Source organism: Streptococcus sp. 1004_SSPC (assembly GCF_001069025.1).
Lineage (GTDB): Bacteria > Bacillota > Bacilli > Lactobacillales > Streptococcaceae > Streptococcus > Streptococcus vestibularis.
Genome location: NZ_JWGQ01000061.1, coordinates 47923 through 63605, shown reverse-complemented (window position 1 = coordinate 63605; position 15683 = coordinate 47923). Strand labels below are relative to the sequence as shown.

General features: G+C 40.2%; 15 protein-coding genes. 11 read left to right on the top strand and 4 right to left on the bottom strand.

Annotation, left to right across the window (positions count from 1 at the left end; all coding sequences use genetic code 11):
• Positions 1 to 193: 193 nt before the first annotated feature.
• Entirely contained in the window at positions 194 to 1456 is a 1263-nt protein-coding gene (locus ADF62_RS04795; RefSeq protein ID WP_048788215.1) for an NRAMP family divalent metal transporter, read from the top strand.
• Positions 1457 to 1582: 126 nt separating this feature from the next.
• On the opposite strand, the gene ADF62_RS04790 is transcribed toward ADF62_RS04795, so the two are convergent.
• The 4 genes from ADF62_RS04790 to yghU all read right to left on the bottom strand — a co-directional run bounded on the left by ADF62_RS04790 (position 1583) and on the right by yghU (position 4662).
• Complete coding sequence (locus tag ADF62_RS04790) at positions 1583 to 1825, bottom strand: type B 50S ribosomal protein L31 (RefSeq protein WP_003093591.1); 243 nt, start codon at positions 1823 to 1825, stop codon at positions 1583 to 1585.
• Between the two features lie 105 nt (positions 1826 to 1930).
• Positions 1931 to 2863 carry an FAD:protein FMN transferase gene (locus tag ADF62_RS04785; RefSeq protein WP_048788214.1) on the bottom strand — a complete coding sequence of 311 codons (933 nt, stop codon included), beginning with the start codon at positions 2861 to 2863 and terminating at the stop codon, positions 1931 to 1933.
• Positions 2850 to 3794 (bottom strand): DHH family phosphoesterase, encoded by a 945-nt coding sequence (locus ADF62_RS04780; protein ID WP_048788213.1) that lies wholly within the window; start codon positions 3792 to 3794, stop codon positions 2850 to 2852. The genes ADF62_RS04785 and ADF62_RS04780 overlap by 14 nt, the downstream gene beginning before the upstream one ends.
• 79 nt (positions 3795 to 3873) lie before the next feature.
• On the bottom strand, positions 3874 to 4662 hold the full coding sequence (yghU, locus tag ADF62_RS04775) for a glutathione-dependent disulfide-bond oxidoreductase (RefSeq protein WP_048788212.1): 789 nt from the start codon (positions 4660 to 4662) through the stop codon (positions 3874 to 3876).
• Between the two features lie 174 nt (positions 4663 to 4836).
• On the opposite strand from yghU, the gene add reads away from it, so the two are divergent.
• The 10 genes from add to ADF62_RS04725 all read left to right on the top strand — a co-directional run bounded on the left by add (position 4837) and on the right by ADF62_RS04725 (position 15617).
• Positions 4837 to 5847 carry an adenosine deaminase gene (add, locus tag ADF62_RS04770; protein WP_048788211.1) on the top strand — a complete coding sequence of 337 codons (1011 nt, stop codon included), beginning with the start codon at positions 4837 to 4839 and terminating at the stop codon, positions 5845 to 5847.
• A 184-nt stretch (positions 5848 to 6031) separates the two neighbouring features.
• Positions 6032 to 6628 carry a thymidine kinase gene (locus tag ADF62_RS04765; protein WP_003093204.1) on the top strand — a complete coding sequence of 199 codons (597 nt, stop codon included), beginning with the start codon at positions 6032 to 6034 and terminating at the stop codon, positions 6626 to 6628.
• Positions 6629 to 6664: 36 nt separating this feature from the next.
• Positions 6665 to 7744: a peptide chain release factor 1 gene (gene prfA / locus ADF62_RS04760; RefSeq protein ID WP_048788210.1), complete on the top strand. Its 1080-nt coding sequence runs from the start codon at positions 6665 to 6667 to the stop codon at positions 7742 to 7744.
• Entirely contained in the window at positions 7741 to 8574 is an 834-nt protein-coding gene (gene prmC / locus ADF62_RS04755; RefSeq protein WP_003097428.1) for a peptide chain release factor N(5)-glutamine methyltransferase, read from the top strand. The genes prfA and prmC overlap by 4 nt, the downstream gene beginning before the upstream one ends.
• A complete protein-coding gene (locus ADF62_RS04750; RefSeq protein ID WP_048788209.1) occupies positions 8561 to 9166 on the top strand; it encodes an L-threonylcarbamoyladenylate synthase in 606 nt (201 codons plus the stop codon). Before prmC ends, ADF62_RS04750 begins: the two co-directional genes overlap by 14 nt.
• Positions 9167 to 9260: 94 nt before the next feature.
• The gene (gene glyA / locus ADF62_RS04745) at positions 9261 to 10511 is read left to right on the top strand and encodes a serine hydroxymethyltransferase (RefSeq protein WP_048788208.1); all 1251 of its coding nucleotides are present in this window, start codon (positions 9261 to 9263) and stop codon (positions 10509 to 10511) included.
• Between the two features lie 6 nt (positions 10512 to 10517).
• Positions 10518 to 11495 carry a nucleoid-associated protein gene (locus tag ADF62_RS04740; RefSeq protein WP_003093572.1) on the top strand — a complete coding sequence of 326 codons (978 nt, stop codon included), beginning with the start codon at positions 10518 to 10520 and terminating at the stop codon, positions 11493 to 11495.
• A 1-nt stretch (position 11496) separates the two neighbouring features.
• Positions 11497 to 12108 carry a lysozyme family protein gene (locus ADF62_RS04735; protein ID WP_039976422.1) on the top strand — a complete coding sequence of 204 codons (612 nt, stop codon included), beginning with the start codon at positions 11497 to 11499 and terminating at the stop codon, positions 12106 to 12108.
• A 31-nt stretch (positions 12109 to 12139) separates the two neighbouring features.
• A complete protein-coding gene (locus ADF62_RS04730; RefSeq protein ID WP_048788207.1) occupies positions 12140 to 13879 on the top strand; it encodes an ABC transporter ATP-binding protein in 1740 nt (579 codons plus the stop codon).
• The gene (locus ADF62_RS04725; protein ID WP_048788206.1) at positions 13869 to 15617 is read left to right on the top strand and encodes an ABC transporter ATP-binding protein; all 1749 of its coding nucleotides are present in this window, start codon (positions 13869 to 13871) and stop codon (positions 15615 to 15617) included. The genes ADF62_RS04730 and ADF62_RS04725 overlap by 11 nt, the downstream gene beginning before the upstream one ends.
• Positions 15618 to 15683 lie beyond the last annotated feature (66 nt).

Here is a 15683-nt window from a genome sequence, read left to right as displayed (position 1 = left end):
ATAGTTCTTATGGGACTTTTTGTGTACACTTAAAAAGCTCTATAATCTCTACAGTGGTTTTACTCACTACAGAAATTATAGAGCCGATTTTTCAGAAAATATGTGAAATGCTATTGAAATTATTCCAAAAATTGTGTAAAATGGTAAACATCAATTCAGATTATTCTGAAAATTTATTTTAGGAGATTCTCTTATGTCACAAACAAGTATAACTAGTCAGTCTACCTGGCGTAGTAAAATAAAAGCAATGGGACCCGGTATCCTAATGGCTTCGGCGGCCGTAGGTGGTTCCCACATCGTTTCATCTACCCAAGCGGGTGGTTCTTATGGATGGGCCTTGTTAGGCTTAGTTATTCTGGCTAACCTCTTCAAATACCCATTCTTCCGTTTTGGTGCTGAGTATACCGCAGATACAGGTAAAACCCTTGTTGAAGGTTATGCTGAGAAAGGTAAATTCTATCTTTGGGTATTCTTCATTTTGAATGTCTTCTCAGCCTTGGTTAATACTGCGGGAGTTTCTATTCTTTGTTCAGCCATCATTGCTAGTGCCTTTCCAATGCTTGGTTTGAGTATTACCACATGGTCAATCATTTTGGTTGCAATCATTTGGGGTATGTTACTCTTTGGTGGTTACAAACTTCTTGATGGCATGGCTAAATGGATCATGTCAGCTTTGACTATTGCAACAGTAGCAGCAGTTATTATTGCAGCAATCAAACATCCAGAGTACAGTACTGACTTCGTTGAAAAAACACCTTGGCAGCTAGCAGCCCTTCCATTTATCGTTTCACTTCTTGGATGGATGCCAGCTCCAATTGAAATTTCAGCTATTAACTCACTTTGGTCAGCTGAGAAAAAGAAAACTGTTGATTTCAACACTGATGATGCCCTCTTTGACTTTAACGTTGGTTACATCGGAACAGCTATTCTTGCGGTATTCTTTGTAGCTCTAGGTGCGCTTATCCAGTACCCAACTGGTAAACCAGTAGAAGCAGCATCAGCTAAGTATATTGCTCAGTTTGTTGGTATGTATGCCTCAGTACTTGGTGAGTGGTCACGCTATTTGATTACCTTTATTGCTTTCTTATGTATCTTTGGTACTGTGATTACTGTTATCGATGGTTATTCACGTGTTAACGAAATTTCTCTTCGTCTTTTGTTTAACCAAAAAGAAAAAAATCAAACACCATTGAATGTTTGGATGACATTGACAGCTATTCTTGGTCTCATCATTATTTTCTTCTTCCAAGGTCAAGTAGCAACAATGCTTCGTTTTGCCATGATTGGTTCATTCCTTACAACACCTTTCTTTGCGCTTTTGAATTATGTACTTGTTACAAAAGCAAAGAGAGACCTTCCAACTTGGTTGAAAGGACTTGCTATTGCAGGTTTGATTTTCTTGTTCGGATTTGCCCTCTTCTTTATCTGGGCTTTGGCTATTGGTAAAGCAGGTTAATAGGATTAAACGGTTTCCATATGGAAGCTGTTTTTTTTATTTTAAAGGAGGGGAGTAGGAGAGATTATAGCCAAGAGAATACAAAAAAACCATTCCAATTGGAATGGCTTAACAACAAGATGTTGCTTATTTGAGACCGTATTTTTTGTTGAAACGATCCACGCGTCCGTCTGCTTGAGTGAATTTTTGACGGCCAGTGTAGAATGGGTGTGAATCTGATGAAATTTCTACACGGATAAGTGGATAAGTTTCACCTTCGAATTCAACTGTTTCGTTTGAGTGTTTAGTTGAACCGCTAAGGAATTGGTAACCAGTAGTTGTGTCCATGAATACTACTTGACGGTAATCTGGATGGATATCTTTTTTCATGTTAAAATATTTCCTTTCTGCCATGGTACTTTCCGCACCATAGTTTTTTTAACTATTTTAGTTTATCAAAAGGTGGTCTTCTTGACAAGTCTTTTTTACTATTTTTTAGGAAATTCGCATTTTGTAAATGCCACCTGTCTGAAAGCATCGATTATCTTTATCAACGATGATTGCTTCAAGCTTAGCTTGTGAACTAACTTCCTGGAAAATATGTTCGAGACTAGAGCCGAATAAGCGAGTTGTCCAAATTTCACCATCCACTGAGAGGGATGAAATAATGGTAAGGCTAGCTAGGTCACTGGAGATTGGATAACCAGCCTGGCTATCAAAAATATGATGGTAAGTTTTGCCATCTATCTCAAAAGTTCGTTCATAGATTCCCGAAGTGACAACAGATTGATCTCTTATAGCAAGTACCAGAAGGTTTGTGTTTCTAGTCTCCTTGGGATTTTGAATACCAATCCGCCATTTTTTATCAGGATTATGGAGAGCTGGTCCAAAGGTTAGAACATTACCTCCAAGATTGATTAAGGCACTGGTCACTTTTTCCGCTTTAAGAAAATCTGCAATACGATCTGCAATATATCCCTTTGCCAGGGCACCAAGATCAATTTTCATCCCTTTTTCTTTGAGAAAAACGCTTTGATTTTCCTCGGATAGAACGATGTCTTTGGGATTAATAATATCGAGGAGTGGAGCGATTTCTTCAGGAAGGGGGAGTCTGGCATCAGAAAAGCCAATTCGCCAAGTCTGAATGAGAGGTCCGATAGCAATATTAAGGTGACTTCCAGGTTGGCAGCTATGCCATTTTCCAAGAGCAATAAGTTCAAAAAGCTCTGGGTGAACCGTCACCGAATGTAAGCCTGCTGCCTTGTTAATTTTCATGAGTTCGGAACTGTCGTCATTGGCTGAGAAGCGCTTATTGTAGGTATGTAGGAGTGCTTCAACCTGGTCTAGCAGGGGTTTTGGTTCTTCATGATAGATAGAGACGTCAATCACAGTTCCCATGAGACGTACACGACGATTAGTGAGTTGCATGGGCAACGGTATCCTTGATTTCTCGATAGATTTGTTCGTTTTCGTTTAAGCTGTAGGAATTGGCACCACTAGCAAGTGGGTGGCCGCCACCATCATGGCGTTTGGCAATCTCGTTGATGACAATACTTTTACTGCGCAGACGGACACGGTAATGCCCTTCAGGCTGCTCTACGAAAATAGCCCAAGATTCGACGCAATCAATACGACCTGGAGTGCCAACAATTGCAGAACTTTCAGCATCAGTGACATTGAATTCATCCAAAATCTTTCGTGTCAAGACAACTCGAGCTGCACCATTTTCATCGACTTCTAGATTATCGAAAACATAACCTTGTAGTTTAGCAATTTTGAAAGGAAAACTGTCCATACGACGAGCCATTGCTGCAAAATCAAAGTCGTATTCCCGAAGTTTAGCCGCGATTTGTAGTGTTTTAGGAGTTGTAGATGGGTAGAGAAATCGACCTGTATCACCAACAATACCATTGTAGAGAACACGAGCAGCAGCATCTGACAAGGAAAGTCCAAGGGTGAGAGCCCAGTCTGTCACAATTTCGCTGGCACTTGAAGCAGAGGTATCAACCAAAAGCAGGTCTCCATAAGCATCATCGTTAGGATGATGGTCAATTTTGATAAGAAAGTCACCCTTATCGTAACGATCATCATCAATACGCGGAGTATTGGCTGTATCGGTAACAATAACAAGAGCACCTTCATAATCTTTGTCGGACACCTCATCCATCTCAGCAATCCAAGATAAGGTAGGTTCATTGACACCAGTCGCGAGAACCTTTTTATCTGGAAAGTTTGTTTTTAAAATTTCCTTCAGTCCTACCTGACTACCAATGGCATCAGGGTCTGGTCTTTGGTGGCGATGAATAATAATAGTGTCATAGGCTTTTATTTTTTCTAAAATATCTTGAAATACAGTCATGAATGTCTCCTTGTGATTTTGTTTCTATTATATCATGAAACAATAGAAAAACGGTTAGCCTAGGCAAACCGTTATAAAATTAGATATCTTTATAGTCGACTTCAAGTCCACGTTTAACCGCTGGACGGTTGGCAATTTTTTCAGTCCATGCTTGAAGGTGCTTGTACTCTTTAACATCAAGGAAAATACCAGCCTTGTCCCAAATTTTATCTTGAGCAAGACGGCCATACCAAGACCAGATTGCGATATCAGCGATGGTGTATTCATCCCCAGCAATATAAGGTTTGTTTGCTAATTCTTTATCCAGCAAGTCAAGTTGGCGTTTGGCTTCCATCGCGAAACGGTTGATGGCGTATTCAATTTTGTCAGGCGCATAGTGGAAAAAGTGACCAAATCCGCCACCTAGGAAAGGTGCCGCACCTGTTTGCCAAAAGAGCCAGTTGAGAACTTCCGTACGTTTTGCGTGATCAGTTGGAATGAGTTTTCCGAATTTTTCAGCCAAGTAAAGCAGGATGTTAGCTGATTCAAAGACACGAACCGGTTGTTCTTCAGAATAATCCATCATGGCTGGAATCTTTGAGTTTGGATTAATTGCAACAAAGTCTGAGCCGAATTGGTCACCGTCACCAATCTTAATACGATAAGCATCATATCCCGCTTGAGTCACACCAAGTTCTTTCAATTCCTCCAGCATGATAGTTGCCTTGATACCATTAGGTGTTGGAAGAGTATAGAGTTGGAAAGGTTGGTCACCTTTAGGTAAAGTTTGTTCAAAACGTGCACCAGCTGTAGGTTGATTGAGGCCGCCCCAGGCACCTCCCATAGAGGTTGGATTTTGCCAAACTTCTAGTAAAATATAGTCAGACATAAAGTTTCTCCTTGTATTCTTGATAGTTACATCCTAACAAAATGCTAATGGCATTTCAAGAATCTACTACGTCCTATTAGCGCGACACCTTGACTTTTTCTATAAGAATGATAAGATAGTAAAAATTAATTTTTATCTGATAAAAAAACATATTGTTTAGAGAGGAAGAAAAGAATGACTGCTATTGATTTTCATAAGTTGGCTAAAACAGAACTACACTGCCATTTGGATGGTTCTCTATCATTGGAAACTATTCGTCACCTAGCTGACTTGGCACAGATTGAGTTGCCTGAGGACGATGCGGAGCTCAAACACCATGTGACAGCCCCGGCTACCTGTGAGAGTCTCCTAGATTATCTTGAGGCTTTTGATTACATTCGTCCTTTGCTTCAAACAAAGGAAGCTTTGACCATTGCGGCTTATGATGTCGCTAAACAGGCTGCTCTTGAAAATGTTATCTATATTGAAGTGCGTTTTGCTCCCGAATTGTCAATGGATAAGGGGTTGACTGTCGCTGAAATCATTGATGCTGTTTGTCAAGGCTTACGTCAAGCTCAAGAAGAATTTGGTATTATTGCTAAGGCACTGGTTTGTGGTATGCGCCAATCAGATCAAGCTTTAACAGCTCGTATTCTTGATGAAGCAAATGAAGTTGAAAATAGTGACTTTGTTGGTTTTGATTTTGCTGGAGATGAGCATCATTATGGACCTAAAGCGATTAAACCTCTGATTGAACAAGTCCAAAGTTACAACCGTCCCATGACTTTCCATGCTGGTGAATGTGGATGCGCTGCCTTTTTGGCTGAGTCAATTGCCATGGGAATTAAGCGTAATGGCCATGCAACAATCTTGGCTCAAGAGCCTGAGCTTCTGGAAGAGTTTGTTAAAAATGGTGTCACAGGAGAGCTATGTTTAACAAGTAATCTCCAGACCAAGGCAGCCGTTACAGTAGCTGATTTTCCTTATCTAAAAATGAAAGTGGCAGGGGCTAATATTACTATTAATACGGACAATCGTACCGTTTCTGATACAAACTTAACCAAGGAATACGAACTCTATCACAAGCATTTTGATAGCTCAGTTCAAGACTTCTATACTCATAATAAGACAGCAATTGAAGCTTCATTTGCTAGCGATGAGGAGAAAGCAGAACTTCTTGATAGATTGGCTAAAGCCTATTCATAAGAAGTAAATAGACTGGTAAAACTTTATAAAGGTGATAAGATTGAGCCATTTGGAACATCAGTCAAACCAATCATAAAAATAAGGGAGTGAGGCGAACTTTTTTCAAAATTTGTTCAGTCTCCCTCCCTTTTAGGCTTGGAATTATGATAAAATAAGTACAATACATATTTTAGAGGAGACTGGTTTGGCACAACTTTATTTTCGCTACGGCACCATGAATTCTGGGAAATCCATTGAGATTCTTAAGGTTGCCCATAATTACGAAGAACAAGGAAAACCAGTAGTACTGTTGACCAGTCGTTTGGATAATCGAGATGGAGTCGGCTATATCTCGAGTCGTATTGGCATGAAACGGAAGGCCTATCCTATTGGTGATGATACGGATATTTTTGGTTACATTGCTAATATGTATCCACGACCGTACTGTGTTTTAGTTGATGAGGCTCAGTTTTTGACCCGTGCGAATGTCTATGATTTGGCACGAATTGTTGATGTGTTAGATATTCCAGTGATGGCTTTTGGTCTCAAAAATGATTTTCAGAACAATCTCTTTGAAGGTTCTAAATACCTTTTGCTTTTGTCTGATAAGATTGATGAGATTAAGACCATTTGTCATTATTGCTCGAGAAAGGCAACCATGGTTCTTCGTATGGAAGATGGTAAGCCAGTTTATGAGGGAGCACAAGTTCAAATTGGAGGACACGAGAGTTATATCTCTGTTTGCCGAAAGCACTGGTTTAATCCACCTCACGAAAACATAATCCCTTTGAATAAGGCCTAAAATGACTATTAGTTATATAAGGAGAAAAGATAACAAATGAATATTTATGATCAGTTACAAGCGGTTGAAGACCGTTATGAGGAATTGGGTGAATTGCTCAGTGACCCTGAAGTCGTTTCAGACACTAAACGCTTCATGGAGTTGTCACGTGAAGAAGCAAATACTCGTGAAACTGTGACAGTTTACCGTGAGTACAAGAAAGTCATCCAAAGTATCTCAGATGCTGAAGAGATGATTAAGGAAGCAAGCGGTGATGCTGATTTGGAAGAAATGGCTAAGGAAGAACTCAAAGAATCCAAAGCTGCTAAAGAAGAGTACGAAGAACGTTTGAAAATTCTTCTCTTGCCAAAAGACCCTAATGATGACAAGAATATTATCCTTGAAATCCGTGGGGCTGCAGGTGGTGATGAAGCTGCCTTGTTTGCGGGTGATCTTCTAGCTATGTACCAAAAATACGCAGAAACACAAGGTTGGCGCTTTGAGGTCATGGAAGCCTCTTATAATGGTGTCGGTGGTATCAAAGAAGTGGTTGCCATGGTTTCAGGACAATCAGTCTACTCTAAACTCAAATATGAATCAGGAGCACACCGTGTGCAACGTGTGCCTGTGACTGAGAGTCAAGGTCGTGTTCATACCTCTACAGCAACTGTTTTGGTTATGCCAGAAGTTGAAGAAGTGGAGTACGAAATCGATCCTAAGGACCTTCGTGTCGATATCTATCACGCATCTGGTGCCGGTGGTCAGAACGTCAATAAAGTCGCGACTGCGGTTCGTATGGTTCACATTCCTACTGGAATTAAAGTAGAGATGCAAGAAGAACGTACACAACAGAAGAACCGTGATAAAGCTATGAAGATTATTCGTGCGCGTGTTGCGGACCACTTTGCACAAATCGCTCAAGATGAACAAGATGCTGAGCGTAAATCTACTGTTGGTACAGGGGATCGTTCAGAGCGTATCCGTACGTACAACTTCCCACAAAACCGTGTGACGGATCATCGTATTGGTTTGACCCTTCAAAAATTAGATACGATTTTGGCTGGGAAAATGGATGAAGTCATTGATGCTCTTGTTCTTTACGATCAAACGCAAAAATTGGAAGAGCTTAACAAATGATTTTAGCGGATGTCCTGGCTGACTATGAGAAGCAACTTGAGGCTGTTGGAGAAGAGCCAGAGGCCCTTTCCTTTGTTTATCGTGGTTTGAAACAGTGGGACTTGACTCATTTTGTTCTTCAATTGCGTCAAGAAGTTTCAGAGGAAGATGCTGAGCTATTAGCTCATGTATTCAGCCAACTAAAGAATCACAAGCCTGCCCAGTATATCTTGGGCTATGAAGACTTTCACGGCTTGCGTTTTCAGGTTGATGAGCGTGTCTTGATTCCACGTCCTGAAACTAAGGAACTAGTGGATTTGATTTTAGCGGAAAACCCTAGCTCAGAGCTCAAGATTCTTGATATCGGAACTGGGAGTGGTGCTATTTCGGTATCCCTGAAAAAGAGTTGCCCCTTTTGGCAAGTAACAGCTAGTGACTTGTCAGCTGACGCCTTAGTACTTGCTAAAGAGAATGCTAAACTAAATCAGGTAGACATCAGCTTTGTTCAATCAGATGTTTTCGAAAATATTTCTGGTAGTTTTGATATCATTGTGTCAAATCCTCCCTATATTTCTGAAAATGATAAGGACGAAGTTGGTTTAAATGTCTTGACTAGCGAGCCAAAGATGGCCTTGTTTGCTGATGAAGAGGGGCTAGCCATTTATAGACAGATTATTGAGGACGCAACGAAGTATTTAACTCCAAAAGGAAAACTCTACTTTGAAATTGGATATAAGCAAGGACTGGATTTGAAAAGGCTCTTGTCACTACATTTTCCAGATAAGCATGTGCGTGTCCTTAAGGATCAATTTGGACAGGATAGAATGGTCGTGATGGATGATGAAAAGTAAGAAACAGTTAAGAGAAAGTTTGGATAATGGTGAGGCTATTGTTCTTCCTACAGAGACTGTCTATGGTCTATTTGCTAAGGCTATGGATGAGAGTGCTGTGAACCATGTTTATGAGCTGAAAAATCGTCCTATAGATAAAGCCATGAATTTGAATGTAGCCTCGTATGAAGATATCCTTTCCTATTCAAAGGAGCAACCCAAGTATTTGAAACAATTGTACGATGCTTTTTTGCCTGGACCTCTGACCATCATCTTAAAAGCTAATGATCAAGTACCTAGATGGATTAATTCAGGATTGGCAACGGTTGGATTTCGGTTACCAAACCATCCCGTAACTAGAGAGTTGATTCAAGCTGAGGGGCCTTTGATTGGACCATCAGCCAATAAGTCTGGGAAGGAAAGTGGTCGTCATTTCGACGATATTAGGGCACAATTTGATTTTCAGGTGATTGGCTATCGGGATGATAATGCCTTGTTAGGTGTAGATTCGACGATATTGGATTTGTCGGTCTCACCTGCTAGGATTCTCAGACAAGGAAAAATAACAAAAGATGACCTATTGGCGGCTCTACCAGAGTTGACCATAGAATAAAATGACTAACAGAGACTTAAGAAAGAGTGAGATAACTTTCGACTGTTTGTGGGTGAGTTGTTTGAAAGCCCATTAGACCTCAAAGGAGACCTCTATGATTTTTGATAAAGAAGATTACAAAGCATTTGACCCTGAACTTTGGAATGCCATTGATGCTGAGGCTGAACGTCAACAAAACAATATTGAGTTGATTGCCTCTGAAAACGTGGTTTCTAAAGCCGTTATGGCTGCTCAAGGAACGCTCTTGACTAACAAATACGCAGAAGGCTATCCAGGTAAACGTTACTATGGTGGTACTGACGTGATTGATGTGGTTGAGTCTCTTGCTATTGAGCGTGCCAAAGAACTTTTTGGGGCAAAATTTGCTAACGTGCAAGCTCACTCAGGTAGCCAAGCCAATGCAGCAGTTTACATGTCTTTGATTCAACCAGGTGATACGGTTATGGGAATGGATTTGTCAGCGGGTGGTCACTTGACACACGGTGCACCAGTTAGTTTTTCTGGTAAGACCTATAACTTTGTGCCTTACAATGTTGATAAGGAAAGTGAACTTCTTGATTATGATGCTATCCTTGCTCAAGCAAAAGAAGTGAAACCAAAACTTATCGTAGCAGGGGCTTCAGCATACTCACGTATCATTGATTTTGCTAAATTCCGTGAAATCGCTGATGCTGTAGGTGCTTACCTCATGGTAGATATGGCTCACATTGCAGGTCTTGTAGCCTCTGGTCATCATCCAAGTCCGGTTCCTTATGCACATGTGACAACTACAACGACCCACAAGACACTTCGTGGACCTCGTGGTGGTTTGATTTTGACTGATGATGAAGATATCGCTAAGAAATTGAATTCTGCGGTCTTCCCTGGTTTGCAAGGTGGCCCATTGGAACACGTTATTGCTGCCAAGGCTGTCGCTCTTAAAGAAGCACTTGACCCTGCCTTTAAGGAATACGGTGAAAATGTTATCAAGAATGCTGCTGCCATGGCGGATGTTTTCAACCAACATCCAGATTTCCGTGTTATCTCAGGTGGCACTAACAATCACCTCTTCTTGGTTGATGTGACTAAAGTTGTTGAAAATGGTAAGGTTGCACAAAACGTTCTTGAAGAAGTTAATATTACTTTGAATAAGAATGGTATTCCTTACGAGCAGTTGTCTCCATTTAAGACATCTGGTATTCGTGTTGGTAGTCCAGCTATTACAAGTCGTGGTATGGGGGAAGCTGAGAGCCGTAAAATTGCTGAATTAATGGTTGAAGCTTTGGAAAATCACGATAAACCTGAAGTTTTGGAACGCATTCGTGGAGACGTTAAAGTTCTTACAGATGATTTCCCACTCTATTAATAAATTATGTTAGATCTATATATTAAACGCATTATCATTCATCAGTTTTCTCCAAATGATACGGAGCTGGTTTTAGCAGAAGGGCCTCTTGAAATAACGCCACGTTTAGATGAGTATTTTAGAAAGAAACTCTCTAAGGTTTTCTCAGATGAGGCTAAACGAGGGTATTTCGATACAGAGAATGTTTTCATTAGTCATTTAGGAGATGATTTGATGGAAAGTTCAGTCAAGATTGCCCAACTTTGGAAGGAAGAATTTGTCATTTCTGAAGATCAAAAGACCAATGATTTGGTCTTTATTCAGTTTGACAAAGAAGGGCAAGAGTATTTTGCTTTCTTGCGTATTGCTCTTAAGGATAGTTTGATTCATTCTTTGGGAGATAGCCAACATCCTATTCAATTGTCACAAAATAATTTGCCTTCTGCTGCCCAGACGCCTGATGAAGCTTTGGTAATCAATCGTAGTAGTAAGCAGTATTATTTGATTGAAAAGCGAATCAAGCATAATGGAAGCTTTGCCAATTATTTCTCTGAAAATCTGTTGCAGGTCCAGCCTGAGCAATCTGTCAAAAAATCGATTAAGATGGTTGAAGATACTGCTCAGAAGATTGCTGAGAATTTTAATCAGGATGACTTTAACTTCCAAGGAAAGATGAAATCTGCTATTTTCAATAATTTGGAAGAAGACCAAGAGTTATCACCTGAAAAATTGGCAGACCAGCTCTTTGATAATAATTTGACAGCTCGTTTGACCTTCGTTGATGAGCTCAAAGAGGCCATTCCTGAACCTATTTCGGTATCAGATATTGACCATTCACGTCAAATTAAAAAATTGGAGAATCAAAAATTATCGTTATCGAACGGAATTGAGTTAATCGTGCCTAATAATGTGTATCAGGATGCTGACAGTGTTGAGTTTATTCAAAATCCTGATGGCACCTACTCTATTCTCATCAAAAATATCGAGGATATCATCAATAAATAATATGTTTAAATGGATAAGACGTCTGGCGGTTTTTGTCGTAGTCCTCATCATAGGTATCCAATGCTATCGAATCCATGCCAATATTCAACATGTCCTAACCTATGAATCTATGGTTAAGGAGGTATTGGCTGAGGACGACATTGAAAATACAACCAATGTCGATTTGGTTCTGGCTATGATCTACACAGAAACCAAGGGGAAGACAGATGACGTGATGCAGTCCAGTGAAAGTTCTACAGGGGTGACCAACTCCATAACAGATCGAAAAGAAAGTATTCGTCAAGGGGTGACGGTTCTGTCGGAAAATCTGGAAGAAGCTGCCCACCATAAGGTGGATCCTTGGACAGCAGTACAAGCTTATAACTTTGGTAAGGCCTATATCGATTATGTGGCTGATAACGGTGGTGTTAACACCGTTGAACTAGCAAATGCCTATTCTAAAGATGTCGTTGCTCCAAGTCTAGGAAACACTAGTGGGAAAACCTATACTTATTATCAACCTGTTGCCATGTATTATGGTGGGGGTAAGCTTTATACAAATGGCGGAAATATTTATTACGCTAAAGAAGTGCAGTTTAATCTCTTTCTGATGCGAATGTTCTCTCGTCTCTAAGAGTAGCTACTTCATTCTTAAGGAAAGACAAATGAAAGCAATATTAGTTTATTTTAAAGGATACGTTAAAGATAGTATCCTGGGACCCGTTTTTAAATTAATCGAAGCCAGTTTCGAACTCTTGGTCCCTCTAGTGATTGCTGGAATTGTCGACACAACTATTCCAAATAAAGACCAAAATCATCTGTTTATGATGATTTTTCTCTTGCTCGGACTTGCCGTTATTGGGGTTGTCGTTGCTATTTCAGCACAGTATTTTTCATCCAGAGCAGCAGTTGGCTATGCCCAAAGTTTAACCGATGAATTGTATGCGAAAATCATGCGTTTATCAAAGGAAAAGCGGGATGAGATTGGAACGTCAAGTTTGGTGACACGTTTGACTGGTGATACCTTTCAAATTCAAACGGGTATCAATCAATTTTTGAGGCTCTTTTTGAGGGCACCAATCATTGTGACGGGAGCCATTATTATGGCATTCCGTATCAGCCCGCGTTTAACCTTATGGTTTCTTGGCATGGTCTTGGTATTGACACTTATTATTGTACTAGCTAGTCGCATCGTCAATCCTCTATATGCCAAGATCAGAGTGATTAATGAATCAATTGTTACCAATACGCGTCAACAACTTGAAGGTATGAGGGTTATTCGGGCTTTTGATCAGAGTGAGCGTGAATTAGACAACTTTACCGCTGTCAATAAAGACTTGAAGAAGTGGCAGCTCAAAACAGGAGCGATAGCAAGTCTCATTAGTCCTTTGACTTTCTTGGTTGTTAATATGACCTTGATTGCTATCCTTTGGCAAGGAAATCTGCAAATTCAAGGTGGCCTTTTGTCTCAAGGTATGCTGATTGCTCTGGTCAATTATCTCTTGCAAATTTTGACGGAGCTTCTTAAATTAGCCATGATGTTGACTAATCTCAACCAGAGCTTTATTTCGGCAAAACGAGTCCAAGCCATCTTCAATCTTCAAGATGAGGACATTGAAGTGCCTTTAACAATCAAGAAACCAAATCGACCAAGGATAGCCCTTGAAATTGACAAGATGACTTTTACTTATCCTACAGCTAGTCAACCATCGCTACAAGAAATCGACTTTAAGACTTTTGAAGGCGAGTCTTTGGGAATTATTGGGGGTACAGGTTCGGGGAAATCGACCTTGGTCAATTTAATTATGAATCTTTATCAACCTCAGTTTGGTAGTTTGACTATCTTTAAAAATCAGTTGTCGCCGAATAATCTTAAAGAGTGGCGGTCTTGGGTTGCTTATGTCCCACAGAAAGCTGAGTTGTTTAGGGGAACCATTCGTTCAAACTTGTCATTGGGACTTGATCACGAGCCAAGTGATCAGGAACTATGGTATGCTCTTGACATGGCTCAGGCTGCTGATTTTGTAAGAGATAAGGACCTTGGCTTAGATGAGCCAGTTGAGTCGTTTGGCCGTAATTTTTCAGGTGGTCAGCGTCAGCGTCTGACTATTGCGCGTGCCTTGATGCGACCAGCGCCGTTCTTGATTTTGGATGACTCAACCTCAGCCCTAGATTACCTGACTGAAAGTCGCCTACTAGCGGCTATTAGAGATAATCTTAAATCAACTAGTTTGATTATTATTTCGCAAAGAACAAATAGCCTAAAAGCTGTTGATCAAATTTTGGTACTTGATAAGGGATACCAAGTTGGCCTGGGTAATCATGAAGAATTGCTTGCTACTAATAAACTCTATCAAGACATTCATTATTCTCAACACCAAAAGGAGGTCGCTGATGAAGGCTAGAAATAACAAATCAACGCTTAAACGTTTAAGTAGAGATATCTTAAGTCAACGTTACCTCTTTGCCTTAGCAACTGTTGGGACCATTATTCAAGTTGCCTTAACGGTTTACTTACCTATCTTAATTGGTGATGCAGTGGATGCTGTTCTTAAGATGAATGCCGTTCTTTTGATGTCACGTTTGATTTGGCAGATGCTTTTGGTTATCTTAGCTAATAGTGCAATCCAGTGGCTTAACCCTTTGATTTATAATAGATTGATTTATTCCTACAGCGAAAGTTTACGTGAACGAGTCATGATGAAAATCCATGCTATGCCTCTCAGTTACCTTGACCGTCAAGGAACTGGAGATATAGTTAGCCGTGTGACTACAGATAGTGACCAATTGAATAATGGACTTCTTATGGTCTTTAATCAATTTTTCGTTGGACTTTTGACTATCTTTGTCATAATCATTACCATGAGTCGCTTAGACTGGCTCATGATGCTCTTAGTTCTAGTGATGACGCCTCTATCAATGCTTGTGGCTCGTTTTATTGCTAGGAAGAGTTATCAACTCTATCGCAACCAAACCAAGTGGAGAGGTACACAGACTCAGCTGATTGAGGAAAGTCTGACTCAGGAAGCTCTGGTACAAAGTCTAAATGCTCAAGACCAGATGGTTAGCAATTTTAAAGAGGTTAATGGTAAGTATGCTAACTATTCACAGGGTGCTATCTTTTACTCGTCTGCGGTTAACCCAGCTACACGTTTTGTTAATAGTCTGATTTACGCTCTCATTGCAGGTGTTGGGGCCTATCGCATTATGTCGGGTGGCACATTTACAGTGGGACAATTGACTACGTTCCTAAACTATGTCACTCAGTATACCAAACCTTTTAATGACATATCATCTGTCCTATCCGAACTTCAAAGTGCTTTAGCCTGTGCTGATCGCCTTTATATGATTTTAGATGAAAATGAAATACCAGAAACGGGTAATGCGGTTTTAGAAGAAGATGATGTTCAGGGACATTTTCAATTTGACCATGTTCAATTTGGCTATTTGCATAATAAACCTCTTATCAAGGATTTGAGTATTGATATTCCTGCTGCTAGTACCGTTGCTATTGTTGGCCCAACAGGAGCAGGAAAATCTACTTTGATTAATCTTCTTATGCGTTTTTATGACTTGGACAAGGGACAAATTTTGCTGGACGGTCGACCTATTACGGATTATACCCGTGAGAGTCTTCGCAAGCAGATTGGGATGGTCTTGCAGGAAACTTGGCTTGAGGTCGCCACTATCCATGATAATATTGCTTATGGTAATCCAAAAGCTAGTCGAGAGGAAGTAGTTGCAGCAGCCAAAGCAGCTAATGCTGATTTCTTTATTAAACAATTACCTCAAGGCTATGACACTTTCTTAAAAGATGCAGGGCAATCTCTTTCACAAGGACAACGTCAGCTTTTGACCATTGCTCGCATATTTGTCAATGTGCCTAAAATCTTAATCTTGGATGAAGCGACTTCTAGTATCGATACCCGTACAGAGCTTCTCATTCAAGAGGCCTTCGCTAAATTAATGAAAGGTCGAACAAGTTTCATCATTGCCCATCGATTATCTACCATTGAAAATGCGGACCTTATTTTGGTCATGAATAATGGGGATATCGTTGAATATGGAACCCATGAACAACTGATGCAAGCTAAGGGAATGTACTATCGAATGCAGACAGCCCAAAAGACACAAAATAGTTAAAAAAACAGAGCTTTTAGGCTCTGTTTTTTTAACATTTCAGCTAACCATTTATCGCTAAAACCTATT

Excerpts from the sequence above, each read along its gene's own strand:
- ADF62_RS04795 (WP_048788215.1), top strand. The coding sequence starts at position 194 with ATGTCACAAACAAGTATAACTAGTCAGTCTACCTGGCGTAGTAAAATA.
- ADF62_RS04790 (WP_003093591.1), bottom strand. The coding sequence starts at position 1,825 with ATGAAAAAAGATATCCATCCAGATTACCGTCAAGTAGTATTCATGGAC.
- ADF62_RS04785 (WP_048788214.1), bottom strand. The coding sequence starts at position 2,863 with ATGCAACTCACTAATCGTCGTGTACGTCTCATGGGAACTGTGATTGAC.
- ADF62_RS04780 (WP_048788213.1), bottom strand. The coding sequence starts at position 3,794 with ATGACTGTATTTCAAGATATTTTAGAAAAAATAAAAGCCTATGACACT.
- yghU (WP_048788212.1), bottom strand. The coding sequence starts at position 4,662 with ATGTCTGACTATATTTTACTAGAAGTTTGGCAAAATCCAACCTCTATG.
- add (WP_048788211.1), top strand. The coding sequence starts at position 4,837 with ATGACTGCTATTGATTTTCATAAGTTGGCTAAAACAGAACTACACTGC.
- prfA (WP_048788210.1), top strand. The coding sequence starts at position 6,665 with ATGAATATTTATGATCAGTTACAAGCGGTTGAAGACCGTTATGAGGAA.
- prmC (WP_003097428.1), top strand. The coding sequence starts at position 7,741 with ATGATTTTAGCGGATGTCCTGGCTGACTATGAGAAGCAACTTGAGGCT.
- ADF62_RS04750 (WP_048788209.1), top strand. The coding sequence starts at position 8,561 with ATGATGAAAAGTAAGAAACAGTTAAGAGAAAGTTTGGATAATGGTGAG.
- glyA (WP_048788208.1), top strand. The coding sequence starts at position 9,261 with ATGATTTTTGATAAAGAAGATTACAAAGCATTTGACCCTGAACTTTGG.
- ADF62_RS04740 (WP_003093572.1), top strand. The coding sequence starts at position 10,518 with ATGTTAGATCTATATATTAAACGCATTATCATTCATCAGTTTTCTCCA.
- ADF62_RS04735 (WP_039976422.1), top strand. The coding sequence starts at position 11,497 with ATGTTTAAATGGATAAGACGTCTGGCGGTTTTTGTCGTAGTCCTCATC.
- ADF62_RS04730 (WP_048788207.1), top strand. The coding sequence starts at position 12,140 with ATGAAAGCAATATTAGTTTATTTTAAAGGATACGTTAAAGATAGTATC.
- ADF62_RS04725 (WP_048788206.1), top strand. The coding sequence starts at position 13,869 with ATGAAGGCTAGAAATAACAAATCAACGCTTAAACGTTTAAGTAGAGAT.